This window comes from Shewanella denitrificans OS217 (assembly GCF_000013765.1).
GTDB classification, from domain to species: domain Bacteria; phylum Pseudomonadota; class Gammaproteobacteria; order Enterobacterales; family Shewanellaceae; genus Shewanella; species Shewanella denitrificans.
This window is the reverse complement of sequence record NC_007954.1, coordinates 2,698,259-2,717,093: the sequence shown is the minus strand read 5'-3', so window position 1 is coordinate 2,717,093 and position 18,835 is coordinate 2,698,259. Positions and strand designations below refer to the sequence as shown.

General features: G+C 45.0%; 19 protein-coding genes. 13 read left to right on the top strand and 6 right to left on the bottom strand.

The features are described from left to right. Nucleotides 1-144: 144 nt before the first annotated feature. The 3 genes from fabF to SDEN_RS11875 all read left to right on the top strand — a co-directional run bounded on the left by fabF (nucleotide 145) and on the right by SDEN_RS11875 (nucleotide 2,905). Nucleotides 145-1,389: a beta-ketoacyl-ACP synthase II gene (gene fabF, locus SDEN_RS11885; RefSeq protein WP_011496722.1), complete on the top strand. Its 1,245-nt coding sequence runs from the start codon at nucleotides 145-147 to the stop codon at nucleotides 1,387-1,389. 140 nt (nucleotides 1,390-1,529) lie between these two features. Then, the gene (locus SDEN_RS11880) at nucleotides 1,530-2,015 is read left to right on the top strand and encodes an acyl-CoA thioesterase (RefSeq protein WP_011496721.1); all 486 of its coding nucleotides are present in this window, start codon (nucleotides 1,530-1,532) and stop codon (nucleotides 2,013-2,015) included. Between the two features lie 17 nt (nucleotides 2,016-2,032). Next, nucleotides 2,033-2,905 (top strand): NAD(P)-dependent oxidoreductase, encoded by an 873-nt coding sequence (locus SDEN_RS11875; protein WP_011496720.1) that lies wholly within the window; start codon nucleotides 2,033-2,035, stop codon nucleotides 2,903-2,905. Between the two features lie 98 nt (nucleotides 2,906-3,003). Here SDEN_RS11875 and cdd read toward each other — a convergent pair whose 3' ends face one another. Next, complete coding sequence (gene cdd, locus SDEN_RS11870) at nucleotides 3,004-3,897, bottom strand: cytidine deaminase (protein ID WP_011496719.1); 894 nt, start codon at nucleotides 3,895-3,897, stop codon at nucleotides 3,004-3,006. A gap of 52 nt (nucleotides 3,898-3,949) precedes the next feature. Continuing rightward, nucleotides 3,950-5,362, bottom strand: coding sequence for an exodeoxyribonuclease I (gene sbcB / locus SDEN_RS11865; RefSeq protein ID WP_011496718.1), 1,413 nt, complete (start codon nucleotides 5,360-5,362; stop codon nucleotides 3,950-3,952). A gap of 200 nt (nucleotides 5,363-5,562) precedes the next feature. Between sbcB and rlmA the strand changes: the two genes are divergently transcribed. Together rlmA and SDEN_RS11855 are read left to right on the top strand one after the other, a co-directional pair. Further along, nucleotides 5,563-6,411, top strand: a complete 849-nt coding sequence (gene rlmA, locus SDEN_RS11860; RefSeq protein WP_011496717.1) for a 23S rRNA (guanine(745)-N(1))-methyltransferase — start codon at nucleotides 5,563-5,565, stop codon at nucleotides 6,409-6,411. Nucleotides 6,412-6,774: 363 nt separating this feature from the next. After that, complete coding sequence (locus SDEN_RS11855) at nucleotides 6,775-6,984, top strand: cold-shock protein (RefSeq protein WP_011496716.1); 210 nt, start codon at nucleotides 6,775-6,777, stop codon at nucleotides 6,982-6,984. A 275-nt stretch (nucleotides 6,985-7,259) separates the two neighbouring features. Here SDEN_RS11855 and SDEN_RS11850 read toward each other — a convergent pair whose 3' ends face one another. The 4 genes from SDEN_RS11850 to SDEN_RS11835 form a co-directional block, all read right to left on the bottom strand. Next, nucleotides 7,260-8,156 (bottom strand): ABC transporter ATP-binding protein, encoded by an 897-nt coding sequence (locus SDEN_RS11850; RefSeq protein ID WP_011496715.1) that lies wholly within the window; start codon nucleotides 8,154-8,156, stop codon nucleotides 7,260-7,262. Continuing rightward, complete coding sequence (locus SDEN_RS11845; protein ID WP_011496714.1) at nucleotides 8,153-8,986, bottom strand: ABC transporter permease; 834 nt, start codon at nucleotides 8,984-8,986, stop codon at nucleotides 8,153-8,155. Before SDEN_RS11845 ends, SDEN_RS11850 begins: the two co-directional genes overlap by 4 nt. Nucleotides 8,987-9,068: 82 nt before the next feature. Beyond that, nucleotides 9,069-9,770 (bottom strand): YceH family protein, encoded by a 702-nt coding sequence (locus SDEN_RS11840; RefSeq protein ID WP_041405789.1) that lies wholly within the window; start codon nucleotides 9,768-9,770, stop codon nucleotides 9,069-9,071. A gap of 81 nt (nucleotides 9,771-9,851) precedes the next feature. After that, a complete protein-coding gene (locus tag SDEN_RS11835) occupies nucleotides 9,852-10,685 on the bottom strand; it encodes a CvfB family protein (RefSeq protein ID WP_011496712.1) in 834 nt (277 codons plus the stop codon). 791 nt (nucleotides 10,686-11,476) lie between these two features. Here SDEN_RS11835 and speA point away from each other — a divergent pair. From speA to SDEN_RS11795, 8 genes are all read left to right on the top strand, one after another. Beyond that, nucleotides 11,477-13,387: a biosynthetic arginine decarboxylase gene (gene speA / locus SDEN_RS11830; protein ID WP_011496711.1), complete on the top strand. Its 1,911-nt coding sequence runs from the start codon at nucleotides 11,477-11,479 to the stop codon at nucleotides 13,385-13,387. A gap of 174 nt (nucleotides 13,388-13,561) precedes the next feature. Then, nucleotides 13,562-14,497 carry an adenosylmethionine decarboxylase gene (locus SDEN_RS11825; protein WP_011496710.1) on the top strand — a complete coding sequence of 312 codons (936 nt, stop codon included), beginning with the start codon at nucleotides 13,562-13,564 and terminating at the stop codon, nucleotides 14,495-14,497. 29 nt (nucleotides 14,498-14,526) lie between these two features. Further along, complete coding sequence (speB, locus tag SDEN_RS11820) at nucleotides 14,527-15,459, top strand: agmatinase (RefSeq protein WP_011496709.1); 933 nt, start codon at nucleotides 14,527-14,529, stop codon at nucleotides 15,457-15,459. 112 nt (nucleotides 15,460-15,571) lie between these two features. Further along, entirely contained in the window at nucleotides 15,572-16,210 is a 639-nt protein-coding gene (pdxH, locus tag SDEN_RS11815; protein ID WP_011496708.1) for a pyridoxamine 5'-phosphate oxidase, read from the top strand. A 3-nt stretch (nucleotides 16,211-16,213) separates the two neighbouring features. Beyond that, complete coding sequence (locus SDEN_RS11810) at nucleotides 16,214-16,681, top strand: YaiI/YqxD family protein (RefSeq protein ID WP_011496707.1); 468 nt, start codon at nucleotides 16,214-16,216, stop codon at nucleotides 16,679-16,681. 56 nt (nucleotides 16,682-16,737) lie between these two features. Continuing rightward, on the top strand, nucleotides 16,738-17,379 hold the full coding sequence (locus SDEN_RS11805; protein ID WP_011496706.1) for a YceI family protein: 642 nt from the start codon (nucleotides 16,738-16,740) through the stop codon (nucleotides 17,377-17,379). Nucleotides 17,380-17,415: 36 nt separating this feature from the next. Next, nucleotides 17,416-17,766, top strand: coding sequence for a DUF3802 family protein (locus SDEN_RS11800; protein WP_011496705.1), 351 nt, complete (start codon nucleotides 17,416-17,418; stop codon nucleotides 17,764-17,766). Nucleotides 17,767-17,877: 111 nt separating this feature from the next. Then, nucleotides 17,878-18,756 carry a RimK/LysX family protein gene (locus tag SDEN_RS11795; protein ID WP_041406296.1) on the top strand — a complete coding sequence of 293 codons (879 nt, stop codon included), beginning with the start codon at nucleotides 17,878-17,880 and terminating at the stop codon, nucleotides 18,754-18,756. Nucleotides 18,757-18,835 lie beyond the last annotated feature (79 nt).

Below are 18,835 nucleotides of genomic sequence, written 5' to 3'. Positions count from 1 at the left end.
CACAGCCGCTTTAGCAAACCCTCACACACCGTTTATCCTGTCTCAATTCCCAGCCTGAACCTCTATGCCTTATTTCAGACTCACTCGGAATAAACGGTCAAATATAAACTCGTTTTGTTAAGCATAACAATGAAGGTGAATACTATGACTAAACGTCGCGTTGTGATCACAGGCTTAGGCTTAGTGACCCCGGTTGGTAATGATGTGGAGTCTTCTTGGAAGGCCTTATTGGCAGGGCAGAGCGGTATCGCCCCCATCACCAAGTTTGATGCTACTGAATTTGGCACTCGTTTTAGCGGTTCGGTTAAAGATTTTGATGTCGAACAGTACCTGACGAAGAAAGATGCCCGTAAGATGGATTTATTTATCCAATACGGTATGGCTGCTGGCATCCAAGCCTTGAAAGATTCAGGCTTAGATATGACCCAAGAAAATCCTGCCCGCGTAGGCACAGCTATCGGGGCTGGTATGGGCGGCATGTGGCTGATTGAGCAAGGCCATTCGGCGCTACTTAATGGCGGCCCGCGCAAGGTGTCACCATTTTTTGTCCCTAGTACCATTATTAATATGATAGCCGGTCATTTATCTATCATGTACGGCATGACAGGCCCCAATTTTGCAGTGACCACAGCTTGTACCACAGGCGTGCATAATATCGGTTTTGCAGCCCGCACCATTGCTTACGGTGATGCGGATGTGATGCTTGCTGGCGGCGCAGAAGATGTCACCAGTCCTTTGGGTGTCGCAGGGTTTAACGCCGCTAAGGCGTTATCCACTCGCAATGAGAACCCACAGGCAGCAAGTCGTCCATGGGATAAAGACAGAGACGGTTTTGTCATCGGTGATGGCGCGGGTGTCATGGTCATGGAAGAATATGAACACGCTAAGGCCCGCGGCGCTAAAATTTACGGCGAGCTGATTGGTTTTGGCATGAGTGGTGATGCGTTCCATATGACATCACCGCCAGCAGATGGTGCTGGGGCGGCTGCCGCTATGGTCAATGCCATTAATGATGGTCAGATAGCTAAGGAGCTTGTGGGCTATATCAACGCACACGGCACGTCGACGCCTGCTGGGGATAAGGCCGAAGCGGCGGCAGTTAAAGCCGTGTTTGAAGCGCATGCCTATAAGTTATTGGTGAGTTCGACTAAATCGATGACAGGTCACCTATTAGGTGCAGCAGGTGCCGTTGAAGCGATTATCACTTTGCTGGCATTGAGGGATCAACAGGTCCCGCCCACCATCAATTTGGACAACCCAGATGAAGGCTGCGATCTGGATTTTGTTGCCCATACTTCACGTGCTCACAGTTTCGATTATGCATTATGTAACTCATTTGGTTTTGGCGGCACTAACGGCTCTTTGCTGTTTAAACGCTGGGAAGATTAATCAGAAAGTGACACTGGCTTACAGTGACACTGGCTTGAGAATAAACCCGTGATATGCATAAAAAAAGCACCTTAGGTGCTTTTTTTATGCCAAAATTACCCCGTCAATACGATACGCATAGCCCTTGGGAGCAATAAGCGATGGCAGGAAAAGACAGAGCGTTAACCTTGAGATTTTTAGCCGAGCCTGCGGATGTGAATTTTGGCGGCAAGGTTCACGGCGGCGCCGTGATGAAATGGATTGACTTAGCAGCCTACGCTTGTGCTGCAGGCTGGAGCGGTAAATACTGCATAACAGTGTACGCTGGTGGCATTCGCTTTGTGCAACCTATCCATGTGGGTAATATTGTTGAAGTCAATGCAAAGGTAATTTATACCGGCACCACCTCTATGCACGTGGCGCTGGATGTGAGAGCAGGCGATCCTAAAGACAGTGAACGTCATCTAACCACACATTGTATTGTTATCATGGTGGCGGTGGATGACGGTGGAAAGCCCAGTGAAGTGCCTGAGTGGATCCCCGTCGATGGCGAAGATATAAAACTCAGGGATTCAGCACTTAGGCTGATGGACATGCGTAAGCGTATTGGCGCTGAAATGGAAGCTCATGTAAAACCTGCGGGTTAGAATAATTAGAGGATGATATGGCGAAGGTTGCATTTATTGGTTTAGGTGTCATGGGGTTTCCTATGGCAGGGCACTTAGTTAAGCAAGGTCATCAAGTGACCGTTTTTAATCGTAGCCCGCAGCGCGCTGCAGATTGGGTTAAACAATATGGCGGCTTAAGTGCTGCAAGCCCTAAGCTTGCGGCTATGGGGCAGGAGATAGTCTTCACTTGTGTGGGCAACGATGACGATTTACGTCAAGTGGTGCTGGGTGATGATGGCGCTTTAGCCGGTATGAACGCTGGCAGTATTTTGGTTGACCATACTACGGCTTCTGCCGATGTGGCCCGTGAAATTGGCGCTGTTTTAAAGGCCCAGGATATAGGTTTTCTCGATGCGCCCATCTCTGGTGGTCAAGCCGGGGCCGAAAATGGCGCATTAACTGTGATGATGGGGGGGGAGCTTTCTCAGTTTGAACAAGTCAAACCTGTGATCGCCGCTTACAGTCGCTGCGCCGAATTGCTCGGTGACGTGGGGGCGGGTCAATTAACTAAGATGGTTAATCAAATTTGCATCGCAGGTGTGGTGCAAGGCTTAGCTGAAGGCTTGCATTTTGCTAAAAGCGCTGGGCTTGATGGCATTAAAGTGGTTGAAGTGATTAGTAAAGGTGCAGCCCAAAGCTGGCAAATGGAAAATCGCTATCAAACCATGTGGCAGGGTAAATACGATTTTGGTTTCGCCATCGATTGGATGCGTAAAGATTTAGGCATAGCCCTTGATGAAGCCCGCCGCAATGGCAGTCAATTGCCCTTAACCGCCTTAGTGGATCAATTCTATGCCGATGTGCAAGGGATGAAAGGGAATCGCTGGGATACCTCAAGCCTTTTGGCACGACTCGAAAAAAATCGTTAATTTTGACTTAAGATGATTTCAGCTTGAGCTAGAGACCTGCTTAAAAAACAACAAGGACAGCCTAGGCTGTCCTTGTTCATTTGGGAGCATCGAAACTGTTAGATTTGCGGCTCAACCACTATGTGCTCAAGTTCGACAGCAGCAACGGCATGGAGAGCATCCATGGTGGCGCTGACTAAGCTAATTTTACCTTTTGATGACTCAACCAATACCGCACGCTTGATGTCGCTAAATTGCTTGTCGTGACGCATTAGGTTAGACAAGGCCATTTGCATGGGCAACATAGACGGATTAAAGGCGGCATTTTCGGCATAACGACCACAGTAAGTTTTACCGTCTTTGGTTTCTAATACCACGGCTGCATAACTTTGGGTGTAGGGAGCGTAACTTAATCCCGCCTGATCTAGGGCTTCGATGATCATGGGATCATCTGAATTAAGTGCAAGCTCTACTTCACTTTTCGACAGTAATGGCGTGGTCACATTCAGATCGCTTGGCCCGAAGGCGTAAGGCAAATAGTGGCTCAGTGGTTTAATTTCTTGCTGCGGCAGATGAATTCGTACCAAGCTGCCTTCAACCAATTCATTCATAAATTGACGGCAATGGCCGCAAGGGCTGAAGTTAACTACGATATCCACTATCTTAGTCTCGCCCGAGAGCCATGCATGACTGATGGCGCTCTGCTCAGCATGCACTGAGTGAAATAGGGCTTCATTGGGTAATTCTAAATTGGCTCCCATGTAGATATCACCGCTGCTTCCCTTGGCTATGGCACCCACATAAAATTCACTGATGCTGGGATTGGCTAAAGATGCTGCTATCGGCAGCAGAGCCAGCAGTAAATCGGCTTCAGCCAAACCACTGGCTTTTTTAAGCTCAGCGACTTGATGGGCATCGATATGACCACAAAACTCTTGTTGCAGTAACGGGATTAGCGCATTGGCTAACGGTTTGGGTAATTGGGTTATGCTGTTAATAAAGCGATTTTGCATTTCCCTGTTCCTTAATAGTAATTGGCTTAAACTAAAAATAACAAAAATTAAACTAAAGTGCTTGTAAATACTGACAAAGTGCTCTTAATAATTTCTGTTTGTGTTCATCTTGTGCGCTAGCTTCCAATAAATTCTCTAGTTTGATTACATAATCAGCATCGGCAAGTCTAGATTGGCAAAATTCCCGCCAGCGCACTGATTCGTCATGATCAAGTAATTCTGGGTAATTGCGGCCGCGGTAGCGAAATAACATTTCAGCAATGCGATTATCATCAAATTTAAGGTCCAATGCGGCTAAATTCTGCGGTTGAGTCTGACGTATGATGTCCATTTTTGCTTTATCCGCGTGACTAAAGAATCCACCGCCATAGAGCATGAGATCCGGATCGCTATGGTTAAACTCTTTCGTTTGCTCAAACACGCCAACTAATTTCTCTCTGAGTTCTGGGTGCTGTTTAAGACGTTTGTATTGCTCGCGGGCAAAAGCTTTATCGAAATTAAGCCTTGAGGTTAGGTCATCATCGAGTAGCTTGGGTGAAGCAATAAAAGGGCACTTATTAAGATGAATTTGCTTTAACGGGATTGGCAATTCATCAGGGGCTAAGTCCGCTCTTGAAGTGTACATGCGCGCCGCTATCTCTTCCGCTGACAATTCCAGTAAAGGGCTAATATCCATGGCCAAATTAACGCACAATACGGCATTTTTATTGGTGGGATGATAAGCCATAGGGGCAATCAAAGTGGTACAGGCATTCAGGGCGCTAATTTTAGAGCTCACGTGCACCAAAGGCTGCATCTTAAGCACATCGATTTGCGCCGCTACAGCTTGTTTACGGCGTAAACTAAAATAGTAGTCATACAGCTTAGGTTGTACTTGTTTAATCAATTTAGCCATGGCGATGGTGGCATACACATCAGACATCGCATCGTGAGCTTTCTCATGACTGAGACCATTGGCTTGGGTTAACAGCTCTAATTTAAAGCTGACAGTGCCATCTTCTTTACGGGGCCAATTTATACCATCGGGTCTAAAGGCATAACAAGCACGCACTAAATCAATAATGTCCCAACGGGAATTACCGTTTTGCCATTCTCTGGCGTAAGGATCGATAAAGTTACGGTAAAAACCATAGCGGCTGACTTCATCATCAAAGCGCAGCGAGTTATAACCCACGACACAGGTATTCTCTTGACTGAAAAGGGCATTAATGCGGCCCATAAATTCAGTTTCAGGTATGCCTTTCATATTGGCCAATTGTGGCGTGATACCTGTGATTAAAATGGCTTCGGGTGATGGCAGGTAATCTGTGGCTAATTTGCAGTAGAAGGTTTCTGGCTCACCTATGATGTTTAAATCAAGATCGGTTCGGATACCGGCAAACTGAGAAGGCCTGTCTTTAGCAGGATTGGCGCCAAATGTTTCATAATCGTGCCAAAACAGGGTCGGCTGAAGAGCTGTTGTCATAAATAACTAACCAAATGAAGCGAATGAGGCAATATTAGCACTTATCGAGTTTAAAGTAGAACTAAGCCTCAAGGGGATAAAGCTGTATAATAGCCCCGCTTATGGCGAATACACCATTAATTGCCAGTCTTAGCGTAGTGATTGAGTACTGTTATTGAGTCTCAATGTTAAATGACACCCTTTGAATAAAAGTGAATGAGATGCAATACCTTTGTCCCCTGTGTGCTGGCGAATTAACTAAAGTCACTAAAACTTGGTCCTGCTTGAAAGGGCATCAATTCGATTGCGCCAAAGAAGGTTATGTCAATCTCTTGCCAGTGCAAAAAAAGAATTCAAAAGATCCAGGCGATAACAAGGAAATGATGCAGGCTCGCCGGGAGTTTCTCAATAAAGGTTATTATCAATCATTAAGTGATGCGGTGAATGCACTGGCTTTGCGTTATAAACCAAAGGCAAAGCAAATCTTGGATTTGGGCTGCGGCGAAGGCTACTACTCGAGCCGGTTATTTGCCGCGCTTAATCAAGACCTGCAAGAGCGCAATCTCGATGAGGGACCATGCTGTCAATTGCAAGGTTTGGATATTTCCAAAACCGCTATCCGTTATGCGGCTAAGCGCTATCCACAGATGTCTTTCTGTGTGGCCAGTGCCTATGAAATGCCTTTTGCTGCGGCTAGCGTGGATCTTGCGTTAAGAATTTATGCCCCTTCTAAAGCGGAAGAATTAGCGCGTGTCATAGCCGGCAATGGCATCTTGATCACTGTCTCCCCTGGCCCTATGCATCATTTTGCCATCAAAGAAATGATTTATGAGTATCCAAAGCCTCATCAGGACAGGGTGGATAGCATAGAAGGCTTTGAGTGTATCGATACCCAACGTTTAGAATCTCAGATGAGCTTAGATAATGCTGTTGATATTGTTCACTTTTTAAATATGACCCCCTACTCATGGAAATTAACCCAAGAGAAAAAAGCACAACTTGCCAATGAGGGCCTACGTTGTGAACTTGATTTCCATATTGCTGTGTATCGGCGCATTGCCCTTGCTTAACCCAGCAGCTTAATTCAGTTGCTGAAAATGGAAGCTTTCGACTGCCCTAAGGTATTGAACTTCACTGTTCACAAAATAAAACAATCATCGAGGGTGGTCATACCATTAGTCAAGTTATCAATAAGCTAACAGATTAAAGGCTCACACAGTCAACTTAGCTGTCGACTAGGAATAAAAAGTGAAGTTAATCCTGTTGTTTGTTGACATCCCGATTAAATGCTTTATAGTTTATCAGGCTTGAAAGTTGGGCTTATATTTATGTGTTTCAATACGACCAGTTTCGTCCTGTGAACATAAGTAATACCGGCATTTTCCAGCTCTACGCCGTTAAGGCTTTAATTATTTTTTTACAGGATTCATATTATGTCTCAAGTTACTGGTGTTGTTAAGTGGTTCAACTCTGATAAAGGTTTTGGATTTATCGAGCAAGAGTCTGGCCCAGATGTATTCGTACATTTCCGCGCTATCAACTCTGACGGTTTCAAGACTCTTGACGAAGGTCAAAAAGTGTCTTTCACTGTGACTCAAGGTCAAAAAGGTCCTCAAGCTGAGAACGTTTCAGTAGTTGGCTAATAATACCTAGCCCAGCGCTAAGTATTGAAAATAGGCTGCAACTTAGGTTGTGGCTTTTTTTTTGCTTAAAATTTACTACAAATACGATCAGCGGATTAATTTTCTCAATCCTTCCTAGCGACTATCTCGCTAGTTACGGTCAAACCCCGCGAATTTCCGGTTATTTATCTTGGTTACGATTATCTTAAGTCCAAAAAAATAGGCGACCTGAGTCACCTATTTGAATTTGCTTAGCACTGTTTAACAGAACACATCTGCTTCAAAGCCACCTAAGTTTACGCGAACAAGGTATCTTCCAAGCTTCTGCCTTTTAACAGCATCTTGTATTGCCAGCCCTGTGTGCTGAAAAGGGAGAATAAGGCTTGCTCTAGGTCAACATTTGCAGCCGCTTGATAGCTGATAAGCAGTTGCTCTTCCTTATTGGTCACATCAAGCACAGAGGGGAGGGCCTTGATGGCGCTAACAAGTGCAGGGTAGTCGGCTTGTTTCATCACTAGGGTAAGATAAGCACTGCCGTCTTGTTGGGCTAAGGAGACTGATTGCGCTAATCTTCCTTGTTCTAGATAGACAATTTGGTCGCACAATTTTTCAAGCTCTTCCAAGTTATGGGAGCTAATAACAAACTGAGTGTTAATGGATTGGGATTTTACTATCTGGCGAATGAGCCTTGCATTGACGGGGTCGAGTCCTGCCGTTGGCTCATCCAGTAAGACTAATTTAGGCTCACCAATTAAGGCCTGAGCGATAGCGACCCGCTTACCCATACCATGACTCAGACTCTTAGGTTTAAGCTTGGCAGAACTGCTTAAATCGACTAATGCCAGCACTCTTAAGGCTTCTTCTTTGGCCGCCATTTTAGGCATGCCTTGCAAACGTGCAAAAAAGCTCAGTTGTTCTAACACAGTTAAATTGGGATCTAACGCCGCATCTTGTGGCAGCGCCGAGACAAGTCCCAGTAACTCTGAGCTCCCAGCTTTGTGCCCCATGATGCGAATATCACCTTCACTAGGTAAAATATAGCCGCACAATAAGCTAAATAGGGTGGTTTTACCTGCACCATTTGGGCCAACAAGACCAATAGGAGCCCCTGCACTTAAGGACAATGACACTTTATCTAGGGCTAATTTATCACCGTAGTGCTTAGAGACTTGTTGGCATTCTATCAGCATCATAATGAGCTCCTTTGCATATAAAGCCTTCCGATGAATAAGATGATTAAGGTTTGCAGTAAAGGAATGGGGGCGAACAGTAAAGCAGCAGTGCCTTGGGTGTTCATCATGCTAATGATCTGCGAGCCGGGAAGGGCCCATTGTAAGAAATCAACACTGGGGAACTGGCTATTAATCACGGCAATGCAAATAGACACTAAGGCCCACAGAATGACGGCGAAAATAGTGGCTTGCCGTGCAGATTTTGCATATAGAGAGAAAAGTGCCATCACAGCAGTGTAAGGTAACAGCACGATAACAATATTCAGCAATACATAAAAACCTGTGCTGATGGCCTCCAGCCACAAACTTGGATCACGGCTTAATGCCAAGGCAATCGTTGCTAAGACAGTAAAACAAATGAGCGCGAGCTGGATCAACATCTGCCCGAGAAAACGGCCAAAAAATAGCGAATCACGACTGACCCTTAAGCTGTAAAATCTAAAAGTCCCTCTGTGTTTATCTGAGCTAAATTGGTCGGCACTGATAAAAATACTGAACATGGGGAACAGATACAAACCGGCACACCAAAACACAGCAAATTCCGCCACGGGCCACATAAACAATTGATCCAGTGCATTGGGACCAAACACAGCCAGAGTCAGCTGTTTAAAGCTTGGGTCGAGCAAGAAGAAGGTGGCCTCCTTGATGGGGTAAAGCAGAATAAGTCCCCAGATCAATATAAATGCCAACAAGGCGACTAAACCTTGGCCTTGGGTAAAGCGCTTACTGACTTCATTGAGTGCAATTAACCAGATGTGTTTAAGCCCGGAGGGCTTGCGGGATAACGCCATTGTTGTTTCCTTAAGTTTGTGCCTAGTACATTACAAGGCAGTGAGACTTGGCTTAGCCGAATTGCCAGATGCCTAGCTTGCCTTATGTATTGCTCAATAAACCCAGTAGCTTGGCCTCTAAAGATGCCACTTGTTGTTCGAGCTGATTAATTCTGCCTTCAAGCTGGGTGAACCTCTCATCAGATTCGTAAGAATTGTCCACATTTGTTCTGCTGCTGAGATGAGGTGTTTGTGGAGGGCGCTGATGCTGTGTGTCAGCGGCCAAGGTCAAAGCCTCACTTACGCCATGGCTGAAGAGTTCGATGTAACGATGTTCACGTTTATTGGGCTCCCTTGCCAACATAGCAACATGAGGCTTATCTGACTGAGACAAGCTATACAGGCAATGTTCAACTTCACTGACATGGGAAAATTCATGCAGTCTTTGACTGCGACTCTTGAGCTCCCCAGGCGTTTGTGGGCCTCTGAGTAGCAACAAGCAGATTAATGAAAGCTCTGCACTGGAGAATTGCAGTTCACTGAACTCGGTATTGCAGAATCTGTGCTTGTATTTAACGACTCTACTACCAAAGCCAGATTGTTCACTGACTAAGCGCTTCTTGGCTAATTCATCAAGGCTTGCTTGAACTTGGCTTTCTGTGAGACTCATTACCGGTTCACGGCTGCTTTTTTGGTTACAGGCAAGCGTGAGGGCATTAAGTGAAAGCGGGTATTGATCTGGGGTCGTGACTTCCTTTTCTAACAGGCAGCCTATGACTCTTGCTTCAAATTCAGTGAGTTCCATCATACATCTCAAAAGAAAACAGGCTTCCATTTATAACAGAAGCCTGTGACTGAATACACTCTCACTGAGTTAAAACAGGGTTTATTTGCTCGAACGCAAGCCGTCGGCATCTATACTGAGCTGTCCGGCTTTGAATAAACCGCCGATAGCACGTTTAAATGCTTTCTTACTCATGCCTAACTGTTCATAGATCACTTCTGCATCTGTCTTATCGGTTAGGGGTAAGAAACCACCGGCACGATGCAGCTTATTGATAATGGTTTCAGAGTGTTTATCGAAGGACTGCTGGGCACCTTTTTGTAAAATTAAATCAATTTTACCGTCGCTGCGCACTTGTTTAACAAAGCCGTTGATCTTTTGCCCGAAGCTGAGTCTTTGGAATACTTCATTCTGAAACAACACGCCCCAATGCTGGTGATTGACTATGGCTTTAAAGCCTAAGTCAGTCGTGCCGCCGATATAGAGTTCAACTTCTTCGCCAGCTTGATATTCGGCAGGGGTTTTATCGAGGAATTTATCGACTTTTGATGAAGCAACAATGCGCTCATCGGCCTGGTTCGCATAGACATACACTAAGTAAGAGCGGCCAACTTCAATCTCTCTGTGCTGTTCACCGAAAGGCAATAATAAGTCTTTGTCTAAGCCCCAATCGAGAAACGCGCCATAAGAGCTGGTTGCTACCGCTTTAAGGTAGGCAAACTCACCCACTTGAGCCAGTGGTGTTTGGGTAGTGGCGATAACTATGTCTTCAGAGTCTAAATACAAGAACACGTTTAAAATGTCACCCACAGCGCAACCTTTAGGGACAAACTTCTTAGGCAAGAGCACTTGACCGAGCTCCTGTGCATTAAGATACACACCAAAGCTGACTTCTTTTACCACTTCAAGTGGGTAGTTCTTTCCAATCTGTATCATCTGTGACTCTGTTTCGCTTATAAAAGTAAAAATCGCCCTGATTATATACTCAATTGTGTCGATTGTAACTTTCCAGGGCCCTTTGCCTAGTATAAAAAATACAATGGATTAAAAGTTCATTAATTAAAGGTGAATTGAATGAAAAAACATCATACATATGACTCTGTGATGCCTTATGGCAGTTAAGGCCGAGAGCGATTGTTGGTTATGGAGGCGCTAACGATGTGCCTAAGCACGGCTAACAGGATTTTTTTAACCAGATCAAAGCTTCTTACTTGCAATCAGCAGCCGCTCGCGGTTTAATTGCGCCGATCGCTGATTGTAATTATTATTGCCAGCAATTTTGAGTGTTATGCTCTGCCAGCAAGGATCGGCAAACAGCGTGGTTAACGATGCAAATCAGACTTGGGAGACGATTCAGGTAGAATGTACATAAATACCCTTTTTATAGTGTTTGTTCACCCTTTCAAATCTGTCTATCTCGTTTGCCTCTTTACGCTGCAGCCACAGAGTTATTGCAAGTTTTATCTGTTTGACTCATTCGATGTTATCGCGGATCGCGCTATACTAACGCCTGTTTCTGGAGTTTTTAGTGTGCGGGTTAGTTTTAAATGAAAAGTTCACAGGCCTGAGTTCAAGCCATTAATTTGGGTCTTTTTTAAGCGGCGACGATAGCGATATCAGCCGGCGGTGAACCAAGGTATAAAAACAGTGCTTTGGTATGGTTTATTACAGCAGTCAAATCCGCCGAGTCGGCCGCTGCTCAATATTAATATTATGGGAATTTATATATGAATGATTGGACAATCGAAGATGCCCGCGCAGGCTACAATGTGACTCATTGGAGCCAAGGCTTTTACGGTATCGGTGAAGCTGGCGAGGTGACAGTATCGCCCGATCCATTAAACCCATCCAACAAGGTCGCCTTAGATACACTGGCACAAGATTTGGTCCAAGCAGGTATTGCCTTACCTGTATTAGTGCGTTTCCCGCAAATTTTGCACCACAGAGTCGAAAGCCTGTGTGATGCATTTAACCAGGCCATTCAAAAATACGAGTATCAAAACGATTACTTATTGGTGTACCCCATCAAGGTAAACCAACAGAAAACGGTAGTTGAAGAAATTCTAGCCAGCCAAGTCTCTAAAGAAGTACCTCAGCTGGGTTTAGAAGCAGGCAGTAAGCCTGAATTGATGGCGGTACTCGCCATGGCACAAAAAGCCAGCTCAGTAATCGTCTGTAATGGTTACAAAGATAAAGAATACGTTCGTTTAGCCTTAATTGGTGAAAAGCTAGGCCATAAAGTTTACATCGTACTTGAGAAGATGTCTGAGCTTAAAATGGTGCTTGAAGAAGCCCGTGAGCTTGGCGTCACTCCCCGTCTTGGTTTACGCACCCGTCTTGCATTCCAAGGCAAAGGTAAATGGCAAGCCAGTGGCGGCGAAAAATCTAAGTTTGGCCTTTCTGCAGCCCAAGTGCTTAAAGTAGTTGATGAGCTGAAAGAAGCCAACATGTTGGAGTCTTTACAGTTATTGCATTTCCACTTAGGTTCTCAAATTGCCAACATTCGTGATATTCGCCAAGGTGTGAGTGAAGCGGGCCGTTTCTATTGTGAGTTACGTCAACTGGGTGCCAGCATTAACTGTTTCGATGTCGGCGGCGGCTTAGCGGTTGACTATGATGGCACTCGCAGTCAAAGCAATAACTCGATGAACTACGGTTTAACCGAGTACGCCAATAATATCGTTAACGTGTTAACGGATTTGTGTAACGAATACGAGCAGCCAATGCCACGTATTATTTCTGAATCTGGTCGTCACTTGACTGCGCACCACGCAGTGTTAATCACTGACGTGATTGGCACTGAAGCCTATATGCCTGAAAATATTCAAGCACCAGCCGAAGATGCGCCGCAACTATTACATAACATGTGGCAGTCTTGGACAGAGATCAGCGGTCGTCACGATCAACGTGCAATTATTGAAATTTATCACGATAGCCAAAGCGATATCGCCGAAGCGCATTCTTTGTTTGCCGTCGGGCAATTAAGCCTGATGGATAGAGCCTGGGCTGAGCAAACCAACTTACGTGTCTGTCATGAAGTAAAAGGTTTGCTAAGCAATAACAACCGTTACCACAGACCGGTGATTGATGAATTAAACGAAAAATTAGCTGACAAGCTATTCGTTAACTTCTCATTATTCCAGTCATTGCCAGATGCATGGGGTATCGACCAAGTATTCCCAGTATTGCCACTGACTTGCCTTGATAAAGCGCCAGAGCGCCGTGCAGTAATGCTAGATATCACTTGTGACTCCGACGGTATTGTCGATCAATACGTAGATGGTCAAGGTATCGAGACGACATTGCCAGTACCCGCATGGGATCCTGCTAACCCGTACCTGATTGGCTTCTTCATGGTGGGTGCATACCAAGAAATCTTGGGCGACATGCATAACCTCTTTGGTGACACTAATTCGGCTGTGGTATTTGTTGAAGATAACGGTAAAGCACGAATTGAGTCGACGTTAGACGGTGACACTGTGGCTGACGTTCTGCGTTACGTTAACTTAGATGCTGATGAGTTTATGCATACCTATGAAGAATTAGTTGAACAGCACATTGTTGAAGACGAACGTGCTTCAATTTTAGAAGAGTTACAACTTGGACTTAAAGGTTACACTTACTTAGAAGATTTCTAAGTAAAGGTGTCTTAGTGTAAACCGGCTGTAATGGCTGACAATAAAAACCGGGGTAACCCGGTTTTTTTATGCCTTGCGCGTTAACATTTCAAAGGGTGCTTGCTATGCTCCCGCTGAATGACCAGATAATTAATACGATTGGTATTAGTCTTTTGTTGGAGTTTGTGTGAGCTTATGAGCTTATTTTTTGAAGGCGCCGAAAAAAAACTTGAAGTGGTGGTCAGTGAAACTGGGCCGAACCTTAGGCATCTTGGGATGGATTTTTGGCAGGCCCTAGTGGCCAGCGCCGATGCGGATATCCTCTCTCAGGTGAGTAATGATTATCTGGATAGCTATATCTTGAGCGAATCCAGTTTGTTTGTGTGGGATAATAAACTGGTGATGCTTACCTGCGGCGGTACTCGCTTAGTAGATGCGCTGCTGCACTTTATTCAATGCATAGGTGTCGATGTCATAAGTTTTGTGAGTTTTCAGCGTAAAAATGAGTTTATTGCCGCGCTACAACCCAGCACATTTGCCGAAGATATCGCACTTATACGTCAGCACATCACAGGCAAAGCCTATCGTATCGGTCACTTAGACAGTCATCATCATTACCTATTTCATAGCCCCAAGCCTTATCCCAAGGCGCAGAAAGAGATAACCTGTGAGCTATTGATGTATCACATCAGTGGCGATATCGCCGATTATTTACGCTCAGAGGCACAAGAGGCTGCGGTCATTCGGCAGAAGCTACAGCTCTCAACCTTGTTTGCCGACTTTATCTTGGACGACCACCTCTTTAGCCCCTTTGGTTATTCGGTCAATGGCATCAAAGACGACAAGTACTTCACCATACACATCAGCCCCCAAGAACAAAGCGCCTATGTGAGCATAGAAACCAACCTAGATCTGGCTCACTATCGGGTTCCAGTGTTCGCTAATTTGTTAGCGCGGCTAAAACCCAGCAGTTGGGACATCATAGGGTTTAATTTAGCCCATGAAGAAAAGGAGTTTCATGCACATTTATGCTTAGGGAGTTGTTCAATTACCACTTCCCTAGGGTATAATATTCACTTCAGCCACTATCAACAGTCTTGTAAAGAAGTGCTGATCCCTGAATTCATGTAATTGTCGGCAATTGCCATCCTGGAGAGTTTATGACCACCATCGCAGAAAAACCTGATTATTCGCTATATTCCAATGCGTTTGGTTATTTGCGCCAACCCCTAAATTTCAAACCTACAGAATCCGATGCAAACGTGGTTGTGATAGGTTTACCTTTTGATTTGGCAACCACAGGACGTTCTGGTGGTCGTATGGGACCTGAAGCCATTCGCCGTGCATCGGTGAATTTGGCCTGGGAAGATACTCGCTGGCCTTGGGATTTTAGCCTTAATCAGTGCATCAAGATTGTTGATGCCGGTGACTTAGTGTTTAACTGTGGCGATCAAGAAGATTTCACCACACGTTTAGAAGCCTTCGCCACTCGCGTATTGGATGCGGACAAAGGGCTATTAAGCTTTGGTGGCGATCACTTTGTGACCTTGCCGTTATTGCGCGCTCACCAGAAGAAATTCGGTAAAATGGCGCTGCTGCATTTCGATGCCCATACAGACACTTATAGCGAAGGTAGCAAGTACGATCATGGCACCATGTTCTATCATGCACCTCGCGAAGGCTTAATCGACCTAGATCATTCAATGCAAATTGGTATTCGTACCGATTACACCAAAGAAGGTCATGGTTTTGAAGTCATAGATGCGGCCATGGCCAATGACTTGACGCCTGAGCAAATCGTTGAAAAAGTGCGCGCCCGTATTGGCGATATGCCGTTATACGTGACCTTTGATATTGACTGCTTAGATCCGGCTTTCGCACCAGGAACTGGTACGCCAGTATGCGGCGGATTAACCACAGATAAAGCCATGAAGATTATTCGTGGCCTACGTGGATTAAATATCGTCGGCATGGACGTAGTCGAAGTGGCGCCTTCTTATGACAGTGCCGACATCACAGCCCTTGCTGGGGCGAGCCTAGGTCTTGAAATGCTGCACGTGTGGGCCGATGCCCATGGCTTCGTGAAGAAGTAACTTACACTAAGGTGAGCTCAGTCAAGATCAAGTAAAGCCAACCTTTTGTGTTGGCTTTTTTATTGCTACTATGCCAGTTAATTAGGATTGGTATTAGATTTTAAGGATTAACATGAGTGACTTAAGTGATATTCGCCGCGAATATACTAAGGGCGGTTTACGCCGTAAAGACTTGCCAGACAATCCTATGGCGCTGTTTGAAACTTGGATGACTCAGGCTAAAGAGGCCAACTTAAGCGATCCTACCGCCATGTGCGTGGCCACTGTGGATGAAAATGGCCAACCGTTTCAGCGCATTGTGTTATTAAAGCGTTTTGATGACACAGGGTTTGTGTTTTTCACTAACCTTGAGAGTCGCAAAGCCAAGCAAATAGCCATTAATAAGCAGATAAGCCTGTTGTTCCCTTGGCACCCTTTAGAGCGTCAAGTGGCAGTGTTAGGCGAGGCCGAACCTTTGTCTATGATGGAGGTGGCTAAGTATTTTATCAGTCGCCCAAAAGACAGCCAAATAGCGGCCTGGGTATCGAAACAATCCAGTAAAATCACCGCGAGACAAGCCCTCGAAGGCAAGTTTAATGAGATGAAAGCTAAATTTGCTCAAGGTGAAGTGCCCATTCCTAAGTTTTGGGGCGGCTTTTTAGTGCGGCCTAAAAGCATAGAGTTTTGGCAGGGCGGTGAGCACAGGCTTCACGACAGATTCATTTACACTAAAGCCGCCAGTGAATGGCAGATAGACAGATTGGCGCCATAATTTATGAGTGAAGAGACGAGTCGTGCCAAAATTTGGGTGGATGCCGATGCCTGCCCTAATCCGGTGAAAGACATGTTATTTCGCGCCGCCGAGCGCAAACAGGTTAAGGTCATTTGTGTGGCTAACCAACTTATTAGGGTGCCAGTATCCCCGTTTATCTCAGCCATCAGAGTGAGTGCAGGGTTTGATGAGGCGGATAATTATATTGTTGAGCAAGTCAAAGTCGGCGATCTGGTGATCACAGCTGATATTCCCTTGGCAGGAGATGCCATCAATAATGGCGCTATCGCACTCAATCCAAGGGGTACCTTGTACACGGAACAAAATATCCGCCAGACATTAACCATGCGTGATTTTATGGAAGAGCTTCGCAGCAGCGGCGTGCAGCTCGATGGCCCTAACAGTTTTTCCCAGGCTGATAAGCACGCATTTGCCCAAGCATTGGATAAATGGTTACAAAAATTAGCCTAGCGGGTAATTTCATATTACTCTACTGCTTAAGTATTAATTGATATAAGGCGCGCGCGATGAAAAACGCATTGAAACATGGACGGATACAAAGATTTATCAACCCTTTGCTGACATTGAGTCTGTTAACTTTCGCTGCTGTGAGCGCTGGGGTACACGCTGAAAATTGGCAGGTTAATGCTGGTCACTCCAACATCAGCTTTGTATCTACCAAGAAGGTCGACATCGCCGAAGTGCACAGGTTTAAACAGCTGCAGGGCAGCCTTAGCGAACAAGGCCAGTTGGCATTAGTGGTAGATTTAGCCAGTGTCGATACTGGCATTAGCATTCGCGATGAACGCATGGCAAGCCTGCTGTTTGAAGTGGCTAAGTTTCCTAAGCTTGAACTTACAGCTCAGGTGAACCCTAAATTAATCGATGACTTGCCCTTAGGGGCAACCTTAGTCACACAAGTGGCGGTGAAAATTCACCTTCATGGATTAGAGCAAACTAAGGATATCGATGTGCTGGTGGCCAAATTAACCCCTAGCAAGCTTGTGGTCACTAGCATGAAACCTGTGATTGTGATGGCAGATGAATTTAATCTCGGAGCAGGGGTTAATAAATTACGGGATATCGCCGGCCTGAGTAGCAGTAGCATTAGCATGTCAGTGCCAGTTTCATTTGTGCTAACCCTGTCGCAGAAAGTATCAAATAAGTAGTAACATCAATAGCATAACGCGATTTTAGAGGCGAAAATGGTTACAGATAAAGACGGGTATTTACATCTCATTCAATACCTTACTGAGCACCTTGGCTTGTTTGAGTCACCGGATCCTCAAGATGCTATGTCAGATACCGTACTTGAGCTATTTGAAGAGCAATTGGCCGCGCAGATCATCATGGTTTGTGGTCAAAATCCGGAACTGTCATTTGAACAACGTAATATGGTGATCCGCGAAGTGGATGCGATAATTAGCGATCTTGAAGAGATTTTAGCTAAGGTCGCCAACCATAGGGCGACGGCATCTCAGAGTATTTTTGTCAGTGAGTTTTCAGGGCTAATAAAAAATCTTTTTGATCAAGAAATTGATCATTTATTGAGGTAGAATTCGTCCATCACAGTCCTGCTTGAGCAGGAGCTGATGATGAGTGAGTTATCAAATACATTGCCCAAGTGCATTTCACTTGGGCCTATTTTTTTCGTTATAGGGTTAGTCATGTTTAAAAGCGTGTTGATTAGTACGGTTTTATTTGCGTTTTCCTTTGTCTCACTTGCAGGAGATAAAGTCATTTTACGCCAATCTGAGATGATGACCATTGAACCCAAGGGCCTGAGTTATCATGCTCGTATGGACACTGGCGCGGAAAATTCATCCTTGCATGCCACAGAGTTAGAGATTATTGGTGGCAGCGCCAAGAAAATGAAAAAAAACATAGGGAAAACTATCGCCTTCACCACTGAGAACGAACAGGGTGAAAAGAAGCGCATGGAAGCCAAAATTGTTGATACCTCCACAGTGAGCAACTCCCAAGGCACAGAAACCCGTTACATAGTTCAATTGCCTATTCGTTTTGAAGGCAAGACCCACAAGGTGGATGTCAATTTACGCGACCGCAGTGCGATGGAGTATAAATTACTCATTGGCAGAAGCTTTTTAAAGAAAGGCTATGTTATTGACGTTTCGAAGAAAAAGCTGATTGGTGAACAGGCTAAAATCAATGTGAAAGAAGCCGGTTTAGTGTTTAACACCCGTATTGATTCTGGTGCAGTACAGACCTCACTACATGCCATAGATATTCACATCGAAGATGAAGATAAGGTCAATATGAAAAATAATATTGGCAAAAAAATCACCTTCACCACAGTGAATGAAAAAAATAAGCGCAAGACGATTAAAACCTATGTCTATGGCACTTCATATATCCGCAACGCCCAAGGGGATGAAACCCGCTATACGGTTATGTTAAATCTAGGCCAAAAGGGCAGTGAGCATTTGGTCAGGGTCAACCTAAGAGACAGAACTAAAATGGGTTATAAATTGCTTATTGGGCGGAATTGGCTTCAGGGTCGTTATTTAGTGGATGTCACTAAATAGCGCTAGCAAGCAATAGAACTTGGATTCTTTATGTTTAAATGGTCACCTATGGTGGCCATTTTTGTTTTTAACCCTATTT